15 protein-coding genes are annotated in these 14,036 nt (G+C 67.4%); 9 read left to right on the top strand and 6 right to left on the bottom strand.

Going from position 1 to position 14,036, the window contains the following annotated elements; genetic code table 11:
- The first annotated feature begins 149 nt into the window (after positions 1 to 149).
- The 5 genes from ACQP1N_RS21630 (at position 150) to ACQP1N_RS21610 (ending at position 5,292) form a co-directional block, all read left to right on the top strand.
- Positions 150 to 533 carry a hypothetical protein gene (locus ACQP1N_RS21630; protein WP_433226256.1) on the top strand — a complete coding sequence of 128 codons (384 nt, stop codon included), beginning with the start codon at positions 150 to 152 and terminating at the stop codon, positions 531 to 533.
- Positions 534 to 666: 133 nt separating this feature from the next.
- Positions 667 to 1,179, top strand: a complete 513-nt coding sequence (locus ACQP1N_RS21625; RefSeq protein WP_131732832.1) for a hypothetical protein — start codon at positions 667 to 669, stop codon at positions 1,177 to 1,179.
- Positions 1,180 to 1,438: 259 nt separating this feature from the next.
- Positions 1,439 to 3,565, top strand: coding sequence for a glycoside hydrolase family 3 C-terminal domain-containing protein (locus tag ACQP1N_RS21620; RefSeq protein ID WP_433226254.1), 2,127 nt, complete (start codon positions 1,439 to 1,441; stop codon positions 3,563 to 3,565).
- Between the two features lie 222 nt (positions 3,566 to 3,787).
- A complete protein-coding gene (locus ACQP1N_RS21615) occupies positions 3,788 to 4,297 on the top strand; it encodes a hypothetical protein (protein WP_433226252.1) in 510 nt (169 codons plus the stop codon).
- Positions 4,298 to 4,488: 191 nt separating this feature from the next.
- Positions 4,489 to 5,292, top strand: a complete 804-nt coding sequence (locus tag ACQP1N_RS21610) for a DEAD/DEAH box helicase (protein WP_433232777.1) — start codon at positions 4,489 to 4,491, stop codon at positions 5,290 to 5,292.
- A 75-nt stretch (positions 5,293 to 5,367) separates the two neighbouring features.
- Here ACQP1N_RS21610 and ACQP1N_RS21605 read toward each other — a convergent pair whose 3' ends face one another.
- From ACQP1N_RS21605 to ACQP1N_RS21590, 4 genes are all read right to left on the bottom strand, one after another.
- Entirely contained in the window at positions 5,368 to 5,562 is a 195-nt protein-coding gene (locus tag ACQP1N_RS21605; protein WP_067806106.1) for a DUF397 domain-containing protein, read from the bottom strand.
- Positions 5,563 to 5,574: 12 nt separating this feature from the next.
- Entirely contained in the window at positions 5,575 to 5,766 is a 192-nt protein-coding gene (locus tag ACQP1N_RS21600; protein ID WP_067806117.1) for a DUF397 domain-containing protein, read from the bottom strand.
- An 8-nt stretch (positions 5,767 to 5,774) separates the two neighbouring features.
- Entirely contained in the window at positions 5,775 to 6,644 is an 870-nt protein-coding gene (locus ACQP1N_RS21595) for a helix-turn-helix domain-containing protein (protein ID WP_433226249.1), read from the bottom strand.
- A 518-nt stretch (positions 6,645 to 7,162) separates the two neighbouring features.
- Entirely contained in the window at positions 7,163 to 7,903 is a 741-nt protein-coding gene (locus tag ACQP1N_RS21590; RefSeq protein WP_433226246.1) for a hypothetical protein, read from the bottom strand.
- A 111-nt stretch (positions 7,904 to 8,014) separates the two neighbouring features.
- On the opposite strand from ACQP1N_RS21590, the gene ACQP1N_RS21585 reads away from it, so the two are divergent.
- Positions 8,015 to 9,634: a hypothetical protein gene (locus ACQP1N_RS21585; protein ID WP_067806096.1), complete on the top strand. Its 1,620-nt coding sequence runs from the start codon at positions 8,015 to 8,017 to the stop codon at positions 9,632 to 9,634.
- A 77-nt stretch (positions 9,635 to 9,711) separates the two neighbouring features.
- On the opposite strand, the gene ACQP1N_RS21580 is transcribed toward ACQP1N_RS21585, so the two are convergent.
- Positions 9,712 to 10,389: a peptidylprolyl isomerase gene (locus tag ACQP1N_RS21580; protein ID WP_067806093.1), complete on the bottom strand. Its 678-nt coding sequence runs from the start codon at positions 10,387 to 10,389 to the stop codon at positions 9,712 to 9,714.
- 517 nt (positions 10,390 to 10,906) lie between these two features.
- Here ACQP1N_RS21580 and ACQP1N_RS21575 point away from each other — a divergent pair.
- Positions 10,907 to 11,542 carry an RNA polymerase sigma factor gene (locus ACQP1N_RS21575; RefSeq protein WP_207394141.1) on the top strand — a complete coding sequence of 212 codons (636 nt, stop codon included), beginning with the start codon at positions 10,907 to 10,909 and terminating at the stop codon, positions 11,540 to 11,542.
- Positions 11,539 to 12,063 carry a hypothetical protein gene (locus ACQP1N_RS21570; protein ID WP_067806092.1) on the top strand — a complete coding sequence of 175 codons (525 nt, stop codon included), beginning with the start codon at positions 11,539 to 11,541 and terminating at the stop codon, positions 12,061 to 12,063. The genes ACQP1N_RS21575 and ACQP1N_RS21570 overlap by 4 nt, the downstream gene beginning before the upstream one ends.
- Before the next feature lie 204 nt (positions 12,064 to 12,267).
- Here ACQP1N_RS21570 and ACQP1N_RS21565 read toward each other — a convergent pair whose 3' ends face one another.
- Positions 12,268 to 12,870, bottom strand: a complete 603-nt coding sequence (locus ACQP1N_RS21565) for a hypothetical protein (protein ID WP_131732829.1) — start codon at positions 12,868 to 12,870, stop codon at positions 12,268 to 12,270.
- Between the two features lie 296 nt (positions 12,871 to 13,166).
- On the opposite strand from ACQP1N_RS21565, the gene ACQP1N_RS21560 reads away from it, so the two are divergent.
- The gene (locus ACQP1N_RS21560; RefSeq protein WP_242608936.1) at positions 13,167 to 13,826 is read left to right on the top strand and encodes an RNA polymerase sigma factor; all 660 of its coding nucleotides are present in this window, start codon (positions 13,167 to 13,169) and stop codon (positions 13,824 to 13,826) included.
- The last annotated feature ends 210 nt before the right edge of the window (positions 13,827 to 14,036 follow it).

Below are 14,036 nucleotides of genomic sequence, written 5' to 3'. Positions count from 1 at the left end.
GCCAATTCGGGTGCCACCTCGGCCCCCGTGCCGCGAGCCGCGCGACCAGGCCCATCGCCGCCGTGCCGCTGCGAGCCGCGTATCGGGGCCAGTAGCGCCTGTGGGACGACGTGGGCCGCGCTCCAGACGCCCCAAGCTGTTGCGGGCTCATGGGCGCCAGCCGTGCGGCCTCCGTTCCGAACCGTCCGACCCCGGCGTGCGGGTCAGGCACTACCGCACCCCCGTCACCACACGGCTCACCGGCGAGCTGCTGTGCGGTTCTGGGCCTCCTACCAGGAGCCCGCCTCTGCCGCCCGAGCCGTGATCACCCGCGCGCCACCCGGCACGAGCAGCGCGATGCGGCCGCCTATATCGACGAGACGCACAACTTCCTCAACCTGCCCGGCTCGATCACCGAGTTGGGGTGCTATCTGGCGAGGGATACGATCCACTTCATGCGCTTCAAGGATAAAATCCTAAGTCATGCGATGATCGTGTCAAAGAAGACCGCGAACAGCATGGACGAGATTACATGGCCCGGCAAAGACGCGTGAACGGTAAGCCGCACAGCGGCACTTATAAGCCGTTGTGGCAGGTCCACGAGATCTATGAGAGTGGCGTCGGCTTTGCGTGGGTGGCGTGGTGATCCCGGTCCGGCATACAGGGCACCGGTGCGGCCGTCTCCTGATGGCCTCGGCCGCCGCCGCTGGGGCATTGGCCATGGCGGGGTGCTCGCAGCACGACAGCGCGCCCGAACCGCCGGTGAATGTCACTTTCACCGGCTATGACAACGCAGACCTCCGTTCTCGCGTCGGTGAGGTCATCATTAAGATCCGGCAGCGGGATGCTGCGGGGTTGGCCCATCTCGACACGGACGAGGAGGGCCGGCGTGGTGGCCCGGATGCCGACAGGGGCGCCGCCTGGTTGGTCCGGTACTTCGCCGAGCCGCTCAGTGGCCCGGTCCAGGCGGAAATCGATAGTGAGCAGACCGGCCCGCTGGTGCAGATCTGCCTCACCTACGGCAAGCCGCAGCGTCAAATCATGCTGGACTTCAACAACTATGAAGAGGATAGACTGACCATCCACCATGGTCCCGGGCTATGGACCTTCTCTGCCTCGAGATTCGCAGACCTTCCTGACCGGCCACCCAAGATGGAGAAAATTCCCGGTACCTTCTGCGAGTCCGGACACATCGACTGATCCAAAGTCATGTTCAGCGGCCGTCCGGGCATCTCGCCGCCCGGAGGCGGCCGCAATGGCTGGTTGCACTAAGCAGCGTGGAAGGGCCAATCAAGTACCGTGGCGTGATCACGCAAACCCCAGGTCGCGCGGGGTCGTGTCGCGGTGTCTGCTTGTCAGGAACTTTCCTTGTTGAACCCGTGTACAAGATCGCTTTCCTGGTCTACTGTTTCAGCTCGTGCCTAAGCGGACTTTTTTGGCTGCCGTCGGGGCAGCTGTTGTGGCCACGGGCCTGACCTCCCTCGCGTTCTCGGACACCGGCGCTTCCCGTCCGGCCTCCCTGACCGCCGGCACCTCCGCCGCGCCGTGCGCGACGCCGAAGGGCCGCCCGTGGTGCGACACTTCGCTGCCTCCGGGCACCCGGGCGAAGCTGGTGGTGAAGGCGCTGACCGGGGACGAGAAGCTCGCCCTGCTGGCAGGCGATGACCTGGTGGGGCCGCTGCGCGCCACCGACGACGCCCGGTTCCGCGCCGGAACCGTGCACGGGGTCGCCCGCCTCGGAATCCCGGACCTGTACCTGGTGGACGCGGGGTCGATGGGCGTCAAGCAGGGCCCCAACACCGCGCTCGCGGCCGGGTTGTCGCTGGCGGCGACGTTCGACACCGCCGCGGCCGGACGGGCGGCAGGGGTGGTGGCCGACGAGGCCGCGCACCGCGGCAACGACGTGGTGCTGGGCCCGGCGGTGGACATCGTGCGCACCCCCAAGGGCGGACGCACCTTCGAGTCCTACGGCGAGGACCCGCTGCTGGCCTCGCGCATGGGCGTGGCCTGGATCAGGACGGTGCAGAAGGCCGGGCTGTTGGCCGAGGTCAAGCACTTCCCGGCCAACAACCAGGAAGAGAACCGTTACGCCGTGAACGCGGTCATCGACCAGCGCACGCTGCGTGAGATCTACCTCGCGCCGTTCGAGGCCGCCGTCCGCCAGGGCAAGGTGGCGAGCGTGATGTGCGGCTACAACCTGGTCAACGGCCGGCCCAGCTGTTCGGGCAAGACCCTGCTGGACGGCGTCCTGCGCAAGCAGTGGGGCTTTGACGGCATGGTGGTCAGCGACTGGGGGCTGGCCGCCAAGGACACCGAAGGCTCGATCAAGGCCGGCCTGGACCTGGAGATGCCGGTCGGGGTGCGCTACACCCCGCCGGCGCTGGCCTCGGCCCTGACATCGGGGAAGATCACATGGGCCGACATCGACGCCCGGCTACAGGCCAGGCTGCGGGTGATGTTCGCCTACGGCATGTTCGACAAGCCCAAGCGCGCCAATGACGGCGAGGCCGGCTACACCCGCAACGCCGCCACCGCCCAGGACCTGGCCGAGCAGGGCATCACCCTGCTGAAGAACACCGGCGGCGTCCTGCCACTGAACACCGGCACCAAGGTCGCGGTGATCGGCAGGGCCGCCGACCAGTTCCGCAGCGGCATCGGCTCGATGTACGTCAAGCCGACCTCCACCACCACCCCGCTGCAGGGCATCATCGCCCGCGCCGGCGCGGGCAACGTCACCTACAACGATGGCAGCGACCCGCAGGCCGCGGCCGACACCGCCCGCGCCGCGCAGGTCGCGGTCGTGGTCGCCGCCGACGCCCGCGCCGAGGACGCCGACGTGACCTGTCTGACGCTCAAGTGCGGTACCGCCAAGGACCAGACCCTCGGTGACCAGGACGCCCTCATCGACGCCGTCGCCGCCGCCAACCCCAACACCGTGGTCGTGCTGCAGACCGGCGGCCCCGTCCTGACCCCTTGGGCGGCCAAGACCAAGGGCATCGTGGAGACCTGGTACGCGGGCCAGCGCGGCGGCGCCGCCATCGCCCGCGTCCTGTACGGCGACACTGACCCCGGCGGTCGCCTGCCCGTCAGCTTCCCCGCCACCGAGGGCGACGCTCCCGCCTCCGGCGACCCGGCCCACTATCCCGGCACCGGCGGCAAGGTCACCTACGCCGAGGGCGTCAACATCGGCTACCGCCACTACGACACCCGCAAGATCACCCCAGCCTTTCCCTTCGGCCACGGCCTGTCCTACACCACCTTCAAACTCACCGGCCTGAAGGCGACCCGCACCGCCGTCACCGTGACCGTCACCAACACCGGCAAGCGCCGCGGCCTCGCCGTCCCGCAGCTGTACCTGGGCCTGCGGGCCGCCCCCGGCGCAGCCCAGCCACCCAAACAGCTCAAGGGCTTTACCAAGGCCGGCCTCGCGCCGGGGCAGTCGGTCAAGGTGACCTTCCCGCTGGACGCCCGCGCGTTCGCCTACTGGGACCAGCGCACCCGGGCATGGAAGAGAGCACCCGGCTGCGCCAAGGCCATGGTCGGCACCTCCTCTCGCACCATCGACCTCACCGGCACCATCTGCTAGCCCTACGGCCCATGGACGTTGTGGACAACGGCAGGAGAAGACCGCGAACAGCGTGTACGGGATTTGTATGGATCAGCAAAATCGCGTGAACCATAAGCCGCACGGCGACACCTATAAGCCGTTGTGGCAGGTCTACGGGATCTATAAGGGTGGCGTCGGCTTTGCCTGGGTGGCGTGGTGATCCCGGTTCGGTGCACAGGGCATCGGCGCGGCCGTCTCCTGATGGCCTCGGCCGCCCTGGCCGGGACATTGGCCATGGCGGCGTGCTCGCAGCATGACAGCGCGCCTGAACCGCCGGCGAATGTCACTTTCACCGGCTACGACGACGCCGACCTTCGTGCCCGCGTCGGCGAGGTCATTACCAAGATCCGTCAGCGGGACACCGCTGGGCTGGCCCATCTCGACCTGGACGAGAAGGGCCGACGTGGTGGCCCGGACGCCGACAGGGGCGCCGCCTGGCTGGTCCGGTACTTCGCCGAGCCGCTCAGTGGTCCGGTCCAGGCGGAAATCGATAGTGAGCAGACCGGCCCGCTGGTGCAGGTCTGCCTCACCTACGGCAAGCCGCAGCGTCAAATCATGCTGGACTTCAACGACTACGGAGAGGATGGAGCGGACCTCAACGGCGGCGACGGTCTATGGCCGTTCTCTGCCTCGATATTCGCGGAAGTCGCCGACCAGCCGCCCAAGACGAAGACAATTCCCGGCACCTTCTGCGAAGCCGGACACGTCTGACTGGAAGCCCTCTGGAATTCCTTCCGTAAGATGACAGAGAAAGGGTCCCCGTCCGAGCGTCTGATCGGACGGGACCCTACATTCTGCGGGTCTCCACCCCGCGATCAGAAGAAGTGTTTCGGTCATACTCGCGCTGTCGGCCACGCCGGGTGCGGTGACCGGCACATGGACGTGTCGAGGTACACGACCGGCTGATCAGGGACTATTCCGCCTTCGCCGCGTCCCTGGTCGAGGTCCGCGACGAGCGCATCGCCGAGCACCTGCGGGAGGAGGAGAAGGGCAAGGTCCGCTGGCCCGACCCCTGGCTGCCGCTCAACCCGAATTTCGAGCCCGGCGGCACCGTTGCGAACTCGTCGAGGACGAGGGGGAGCGCACCCCTCATCCTGCACAGGCATCGGCGCGAGGCGATCGAGGCGGCGCGCGAGAAGGACAGCTACGTTCTCACCACCGGCACCGGCTCGGGTAAGAGCCTCTCCTACATCGTCCCCATCGTCGATTCGGTGCTGCGCGACCCGGAGCCCGGCCGGATCAAGGCGATCGTCGTCTACCCGATGAACGCGCTGGCGAACAGCCAGCTCCACGAGCTGGAGAAGTATCTGACGTGGGGGATGGCCGCCGGTGACTGTCCCGTCACGTTCGCCTGCTGCACCGGCCAGGAGCTCCCGGAGGAGCGCGACCGCGTCATCAGCGCCAAGCCGGACATCCTGCTCACCAACGGGGCGCCCTTTATCTGGGATGAGGAGCGGCGGTTTGCGATGCGAGTTGAGTTGGACGCTGCGTACTTCCACCTCTGCGGCGTCGGTCGTGATGATGTCGGCTACATCATGGACAGCTTTGGTGCCTTCCAGCGCAACGATCCTGAACGGTTCGCGCGGACCAAGGCGCTGATCTTGGATGTGTATGACGCGATGGCGCGGGCCATGGAGACAGGGGAGCCGTACAAGACGATCCTCGATCCGCCTCCAGGAGAAGGGCCGCGCCACCCGGACAGGTGAACGTGGGAGCTTCAAAACGCCAGCAGCCTTGAGACGGGGCAGGCTCGTCTCAAGGCCGATGATGTCCGTAGGGGGTCAGTGGTCGTCCGCACGGATCTTGTGAAGGAAGATCCGCCACTCGTCCCTGGTGAACTCCAGGGTTGGGCCGTTGCTGTTGAGCTTGGTGTCGCGGACACAGATGGTGCCATTGGTGGCTCGGCCCACTTCGATGCAGTGGCCGTTGGGTTCGCTGTGGCGTGACTTGCGCCAGTTGGTGAAGTGTTCGTTCATCGCTCGATTCCGTCAGAGCTGATCGGGCCGGACGGCCTTGAGGAAGGCGCGCCACTCGGTGGGGGTGAACTCGAGGATAGGGCTGTGGTTGAGCTTGGTGTCACGGACGCCAATGCTCCCGTCGTTGGCTTGGGCAACTTCGACACAGTGGCCGTCCGGAGCGCTGTGAGTGGATTTGCGCCATCCGGAATAGTGCTTGTTCATGTTCCCGATCATGCCTGGTCGGTCACCCGGTTGGCTACCTGTTCAAGGAAGGCAATGCTGTCTTCTGGGGGCAGGGCGGCCTCTCGCAGTCGGTCGTACATAACGTTGTACCTCGCGAGTTCGCCGCGCTGGGTGAGGATGAGGTCAGTGGTAACGGTATCGACTACTGCTATCGGCGGATCACCGGGCTCAGCGAAGGCGTAGAGGTAGAACGACGACTGGGGAGGAAGACCGCCGGGAATGCGGGCGTTGTGTAGGAGTACCCGGACGCTGATCAGATTTCTCTTCGTGACCGTCGTGATCATGTGGCGGAGCTGGGCGGCCATCACTTTTGGAGATACTGCCAGCCTGTGGATCACGCATTCGTCGAGGATGGTCTCGTAGGTCGGGCCGTCTGGTCTGAGCAGTTGGCGCTGCCGGGCCGCGCGAGCCTCGGCCATCCGCTCCGGCTGGTAGTCGAGCGTCCGCTGGCTCTCATCGAGCTTAACGAGGGCGTCGATGAACGGGCGACACTGTAGGGAGCCAGGCATCGCGGTTTGGTCGTAGCTGCGGACAGTAGCGGCGTTGTACTCCAGATCGGCCGCGAGCTTCTGGCGCGGCCCCATGGACATGCCGTACTGGTCCCACCAGCCCTTCTGTCCGGCCTCGCGGGCGAGCTGGCAGATCCGGTCGTACTGGCTGCCGGTGACTTCGAGGGCGTCAAGGATGTTCATGATCTCGATGAGGTCCGGGCGGATCTGGGCGTTCTCCAGCCGGGAGATCTTCGCGCGGTTGTAGAACATGAGGCGGGCCAGGCCATCGGTCGTGAGGCCGCGGCTCTCCCGGAGTTTGCGGATCTCGGCCGCCAGCCGGCGGCGGCGGACGTAGGGGATCGGCATGGCCGTCCTCCCGATATCGCGTCGAACACAGTCCGTGCTGTTCGTTAACTCTTCACGGTCAACCGCTGTGGAGTAATCGTATGGTCACATTCGGGCAAATGCTCGACACGCACACCGCTAACAGCGCCATAAGCCATATCGCCACGCTCAAATCCGCACGTGCGGCCTTTGTGTGTCTGATTCGGTCGCAAAAATCCTAATCACAAAGCCCACATGTCCGCATGTGCCGGATTTGTGCCCCCGCCTTTGTGAGTGTCAATTCGCTCAGCACTGAGCACCGCGCCCGGCGTCCCGAGAGTCCAGGATGGCCCGGCAAAGATGACCCGCCGCCGTCACCCAGCACTCAAGGCTGAGGCCCGCCAACCGCCGCCAACCACGCCCGCAGCCCCGGCCGCCGCGCCCTTACCTCCGGCTTCCGACACCGGACGATGGGCGGCCAAGGAGTGCTGTCCGGCGAGTACCGCGACTTCGTCGCGAATGGCCGTCCGCCGGGACGGTGGAAGCCGGGTCGGCGGACGTCAGTCGGCTCGCCGGTCCAGGGGGATCACGCTGGCGACGCCGGCTCGCGAGTGGGTGATCAGGGGACGGCGGCCGCGTACCGGGATGGTGATCCAGGCCGGTGCCGCGGTCTCCTTCACATGACATTCGACAGGCAGGTAGTTTTCGGGCCCCAGAGAGCCGTGGGTGACGATGACGCTGTCATAAACCTGCTGGGAGGCGATGAACGCCAGGTCGACGTTGGGCTCGTCCAAGGCTTCGCGCAACTGCGGGGCGTTCAGCAGACGGAACATGTGGTTGATCGCCGTGCCGACGACGCCGTGATCGTCCTGGTGGACGGGGCCAAGGTGCAGCGCGGCTCGCAAGCGGATCCGTCCGGCGGTGCTCGACAACCTGTTGTAACGCTGAAGCCGGGCTCGGATGAGATCCAGCAGCGGGTCGATGAGCAGGCCCGGCGACTCCTGCGGGCCGCCGATGAGCAGCACCCCGTCGCCGCGGTCCTCCCGGATCGCCTCACCCCACGACAGGCCCGCCCCCTCCCACGACTCCAGCAGCACCTCGTACAGCCTTTCCCTGACCGCGAGCTGCACCTCGTCGTCACGCTCGGGCGCGCCGAAACCGGCGATGTCCACGCCGAAGATCGGGCGAAACGCGGGCGGCGGTGTGATGCCCCGGGGATTCATCAACGTGTCGTGGCCTGAAACGTGCATGGTCGTGCCCCCTCCGATGCTTCGCCGGTGGTCTGCCGTGGTGAGCGACATGTGTCGAGTTTGATGTCTGTGGACGTCCCGAGGCCGGTGCTTGAATCGGTGACGCAGACGGTAAATAAGTCCGGTCCCGGTGCCCGGGGCCCTGCACGCGGCGGGCGGTTCATGGAGGCGAAACTCGGACGACCGGCCAAGGCGGCGGATCCCGCCCGCGCCGGCGCGGACGCACTGGTGGGCTGGCTCGCCCGGACCCACCGCTACAACGCGTCCGACGCCGAATCGGCGACCGCCGCCACGTTCGCCGCGCGGATGACCGCCGCAGGAGCGCCCCGGAGCATCGGCCCGGCCATGATCTCGCGCCTGGAACGCGGGACCGCGTCCTGGCAGGCCCAGCATCTGGCGTCCTACGAGCGGGCGCTGGGCCTGCCCGGAGGGCGGCTCGCGGGCCCCGCGCAGAAAGTGCTGCGGGCGCACGGCGATCGGGGCGACGACCGGTCGTGGCTCCGGTCCGCGGCCGCGGCCGAGCAGCGGGCCGCCGACATCATCGACGGCGTCCTCGCCGCCGACACGGTCACGGCCGCCGACTGGGACCTGCTGTCGGCGCATCTGCTCGCGACGGGACGCAGACTCGGCAGGCGCACCTGGGGCGCCCTGGTGGAGCGGCTGATGCTGGAGATCTGCGCCGCCCAGGGGATCGATCAGGAGTTGAGGGCCGAGGCCCTGCTGCGGATCGGGCGGGCGGAGATCGCGGTCGGCCTCGCCGGGGAGGTCGCCATCGGCGCCATGACCCAGCGGGGCAACCCGGCATCCTTCCAGCCCCTGAAGATCTACCAGCGCGCCCCTTCGCGGGCACCCGCCGCCTGGGTGGTGCGGGCGCTGCTGGATCCGCCGGACCGCTGGCTGCTGCGTGAGCTGTTCACCACCGTGGCGGCACTGGTCGACGCGGGATCCTGGCGGCCTTCCGCGCAGCAGTTGAACACGCTGCGGAGGGAGTGCCAGGAGACGATCAACGACGCGCAGGTCGAGCTGGAAGTCCGCCGGGCCGCCGTGCAGCTCTCCCGCCGCCTGCACCCGGCCCCGCACCTGGGACTGCACGGGGAAGTGGGACCCGACCTCGTCTATCTCGCCAAGCCCGCCCGCATGGACCCGCAAACAAGCCGGTACCAGGCCGCATGCCTGCGCCTGGCCGCCGAGATCCAGGGCATCGGCCTGGTCTGGCAGGCCAAATGGGAGCAGGGCGAGGACTCGCTGCTCGGGCACATCCTCGTCCAGAGCCTGCTCGGCCACGACGACACCACCCGGTCGGTGTACACGACGCTGCTGGTCAACTCCGGGTATCGCGACGCCTTACGGCACACTCTCGCCCGTTGGCTGCACCAGGGCGCAGACCACCAGGACCCTGGCCTGTTGCGGGCCGTCATCCGTCTGTTCGGCAAGGTCGCCGAGGGACGCGAAGACGGGTGGACGCTCCTGAACATGATCGGTGCGGACCGGATCGAAACCGACACGCGCGTCCAAGCGTGCTGGGCACTCGCCAATGCCGCCCCCCGGATGCCCCCGGACGTGCCCGACACCATGCTGGAGTTCTGCCGCGGCCGCTCCTTCGGCGCCCAGGCCACCACGGCCCTGAGATCGGCCGTGGCGGCATGCGGCCGACGAGACCGGCGCGACGTCCTCCGCCTGCTGGCGGAGGACCGGGACCAGGCGCTCGCCGTCCGCGACGAATGCCGATGGTGGAACGCCCTGCCCGGCTACGTCCGTCAGTCGGTGAGCCTCGCCGGCTAGCATCGTCGGCGCGGGATCGACGTTCGGGAGCACCCCGGCCACTATGAGCCGGTCGCGGGTGGCATCGGCTTTGGTGATCAGCCCCGGATGAAGACGCGGTGGATCTTGACGGGCTCGGCGGGCTCGCCGTCCAGGGGGCCGTTCTCGCCGGGGATGATCCCGACCTTCACGATCCGGTCGAGGACAGGAAGGCCCCGGGTGACCTGGCCGAGCACGGTGTAGGCGGGCGGGATGTCCGCGCGGGAGTGGACGAGGAAGAACTGGCTGCCGTTGGTGTCGGGACCCCAGTTGCCCATGGCGACCGTCCCGCGCGGGTAGGTCTCCTCGCCGGTGAGCTCGTCGTCGAACTTGTAGCCGGGGCCGCCCTTTTCCGCCGCGTAGATGTCGCCGCACTGCAGGACGCCGAGCCGCGTCGAGTTGGTCAGCCGCCAGCACCGCGTGTGGTCGTAGAACTTCTGCCGGGACAGGCTCACGAAGCTGTGCACCGCGCACGGCGCGTTCGCCCTGTCCATCCGGATGCTGATGGGACCGAAGTTCGTGACCATGACGACGTCCACCTTGCCGTGGGCGCGGGCCTTGGGACGGGGAGTACGCACCGGCTTCGCGGCCGGGTTGTCGGGGGTGGGAGTGAACACGCACCGGGCCTGGTGCCCGCCGTCGGCGGGGGACACTGGCGATGCCTGGGCGGCGCCCGCCGGCGCGAGCGCGGCGGCAAGGGCGATGGCGAGGGCGGGGAGGGACCAGTACGGTTTCATATTGCACTACCGTAGCGGCGGGACGGCCGCCGCACTATACGCGCCGTCCAGTGACCGACCGGCCGTCCGCGCGGCGATTCCCGCCGTAATCTGGGACTTCACAGAAGTTGCCAGGGTGACCGTAGGGAATTGGGCAACGTCCAGATCGCCGTGCGTGATCGCTGCTGCGGGATGCCGGGGCTCTGGTCCTCCGAGCCCGGCCGGCGACCCGGCCCCCGGCCATGGAAAATTCCGCATAGCCGTTCAATGGGCGGCGGCAACAGGACGTGGTGTCAGCGGGTGAGCGGTTTGGCGAAGACGATGCCCCATCGCTCCACCGCCTCCAGCAACGCCGTGCCCGCGCCGCCGCGACTGGTGTCGCCGGTCCGGCCGACGCGCACATCGCCCGCGTCACCGGCTACCGCCGCGGTGATGGGTGCGGTGATTCGTCGTGCGCAGGCCCCGGTGGCCCGATCCGGACACGTGTCCCCGCCGCCCGGACACGGAACCCCGTTGCCGTGGGCGGACATAAGAGGATGTGAACATCTTCGTCGACACCCCCGAGCCCGGGAGCGCCCACGACTGGCCGCGCGCCGACGCAGAGCTGTGGTCGGCTGCGGCCGGTGGTGACGCTGATGCGTTCGGCGCGTTATTCGAGCGGCATGCGGACGCGGTCTACAACCACTGTTTCCGCCGCACCGCCGACTGGGCCGTGGCCGAGGACCTCACCTCGCTGGTGTTCCTACAGGCGTGGCGCCGCCGCCGCGCGGTCCGCATGACCGGCGAGTCGATCCTGCCGTGGCTGCTGGCGGTGGCCAACAACCTGCTGCGCAACGCCGACCGCATGAGCCGCCGGCAACGGCGGCTCCTGGCTCGGCTGCGGCCCGCCGCCGAGCCCGATACCGAGCCCGACATGGGGGAGGAACTGGCGGCCCGGCTCGACGACGAGCGCACCATGCGGCGGATCCGGGAGGGACTCGACCGCCTGCCGGCAGCCGATCAGGAAGTGCTGTCGCTGGTGGCATGGTCGGGGCTGTCCTACGCCGACGCCGCCGTCGTGTTGGAGGTACCGGTCGGCACGGTGAAGTCCAGGCTCGCGCGGGCCAGGTCGCGGCTGCGTCAGATGCTCCCCGACGACACCCTCGAAGACGGTCAGGAGAGGAAACTGCGATGAACGACCCGATGGACGAGACCCGTATCCCACGGCCCAGGCCCATGCCGCCGCACCGGCGTGCGGCCCGTACCGAGTTGCTGACCCGGGCGGTCGCCCGCCGCCGCTGGTCATGGCGGCGACGGTTGGCGATCGCGATGCCTCTCGCCGGTGCCGTCGCACTCGGCACCACCGGCGCGTTCGCGTTCGTCGCCCACCAGGAGCCCGCGGCGCAGCGGCACACCATTCGCTGCTACAGCACCGGCGAGTGGGACAACAAGAGTTTCTACAGCGAGGTGGCTCAGGCCGTTCCCGCGGGAGCCGGTGCCGGTCCCGCCGATGTCAACGATGTGCTTGACGCCTGTGCGACCTTGTTCCGGCAAGGTTTCCTGCGTGAGGGAGACCCTCGCTTGCATCACGAAACGGACGGTGAGCCCACCCGGCCGACGCCGAGGCTGGCGGCGTGCGTACTGCCCTCCGGGCAGGTCGCGGTGTTCCCGGGCACTACGTGCCGGCAACTGAAACTGTCCGACCTGGCCGAATAAGGTCGCCTCAGAACCTGCTTCCAAGCCTCTGCCGTCGTTGAGGGGGAGCGATGGGAACAGCCCGCCGTGCCGAGGCCGCCCACCACCGGCAAGCCGGCCGATCCGCCGTCTGTCGGCACGATGTGGGACCGCGGTGCGGAGCCGTAGAATTTGCTGCGGCTCCGCACTACGGTCATATGGTTCCGCGGGGTTCAGAACAGGAATTCAGATCCATTTGATGGACGAAGCCCTGTCGTTCATGGCATCGCCGATGTATCCGGTGGTGCCCCAGTAGCCGGTGCTGGCGCCTTGGAAGTTCGTGTGCTCCCAATGCCTGCTCAGGCAGTTGGCATAGGTCCTGAACGATGAGATTCGGTCGTTCCACCATCCGGTGATGCTGCCGGCCTGCCAGTCCACGTCACTCGAGTTGTCGCAGCCGCCGGACGTCTCCCATGTCAGAGAGGCGCCTTGAAAATTGATGTGTTCGTACGAGATTTCGATGACGGTCGCGGCTTTCTGTCCGGCCGACTGGCCTTTTGTCTGAGCGATGGCGTTGATGCGGTCGTTGAAGGTTGCACTGGCCACGGCGGTACGGGCGTTTCGGGGAGCGTCTGTGATCTTCCCGTTGGTCGCGTCGTTGATGGCCTCGGTGAACGTGTCGTAGCAGCTTACGCTGCCGGATGCGGCCAAATGAACTACACAGTTCCGGCCGGGCTTCGGAACTGTTCCATTGGTCGGTGACGGGGACGCACTGGCCGCCATGGGCGAGAGAACCGTGCTGGTGGTGGCCGCGATGGTCGCAGCGGCGACCAGAAGGACAGAGCGCATCGGTTGATCAACCTCCAGGGTATCGAATCGGCTGATTGCTCGGATCTTGATCTGTGCTGACCAAACGCCGGAGCGGGTTCGGTTCGGGACATGAAGACAGGGCGCGTGTCTCGCCTCCCCTCCTGCCTCGCTTCTGACGGGCGCCCACGTAAGGGTTTTCCACGATGGTCGTACAGGCGGGTCTGTCAGTAGCTTTCGACCTGTCTGTCAATGTCGTTGTTGACTGCCTTACCGTCTTACACGCATCATCCGAAGCCGTCCGTTGCATCGGTGGCTCAAGATCTTGGATGTGCCCTGTGGATCCGAACTCCGACGATGGTTTCTCCCAGTACGTCAAGCAGGTCAGGCCCGAACTGCGGCGGAGGGCGTTCTTGCTCTGCGGCGACTGGTTCGAGGCCGACGACCTGACTCAGAAGACCCTGGTCAAGGTGTTTTCTCAATGGCCGCAACTGGACAACCGCCGGCAACTGACCGGTTTCACTCGCACGGTCATGGTTCGCACCTACATCAGCGATCATCGAGCCGCCCGATGGTCACGGGAGGTTCTCACCGAGCACAATCCCGAGCCCGAGCCGGTTGACCGGGATCACTTCGACCATCGGCTGCTGCTGTCAGCTCTTGACAGGCTCGGTCACCGGCAGCGCGCGACCATCGTGCTGCGCTACTGGGAGCAACTGACCGTACGTGAAATTGCGGATGCCCTAGGCTGCGCACCAGCGACGGTGCGCAGCCAAACCTCCCGGGCACTGGCCACACTCCGCTCCCTTTTGCGATGCGATTCCCCATCCCATGACGCTGGAGATCAGGACCCGATCCAGAAACGACACGCCCATGAGCGAAACCCCGCACACCCCATCCAGCGGACATCGAAACGAGGGCGCCACCGCCGGAATATTGCAAGAACTTTTCAAGGAGTTCCGGGCGAGCTCGGATCTACCGCTGACGAAAAGCGATGACGAACTCATCGCTGAAATCCGCACCGCCTGCGGCGCTCCGGCGACCGGCCCGGCTGATGACCGGTACCGCTGCGGCGGCGCACGGCACGTGCGCGGTCAGGTCCCCGGCGACGATGCCGGCGTCCCGGCACCCGCGATCCGATCACGCGAACCCGGTCTCCTATGCGGCCGGTGACACGCATGCACCCGGGCTCAACCCCGCCGAGGACG

Source organism: Actinomadura formosensis, from assembly GCF_050948385.1.
In the GTDB taxonomy this organism is placed as follows: domain Bacteria; phylum Actinomycetota; class Actinomycetes; order Streptosporangiales; family Streptosporangiaceae; genus Spirillospora; species Spirillospora formosensis.
This window is presented reverse-complemented; position numbering and strand designations above follow the sequence as displayed.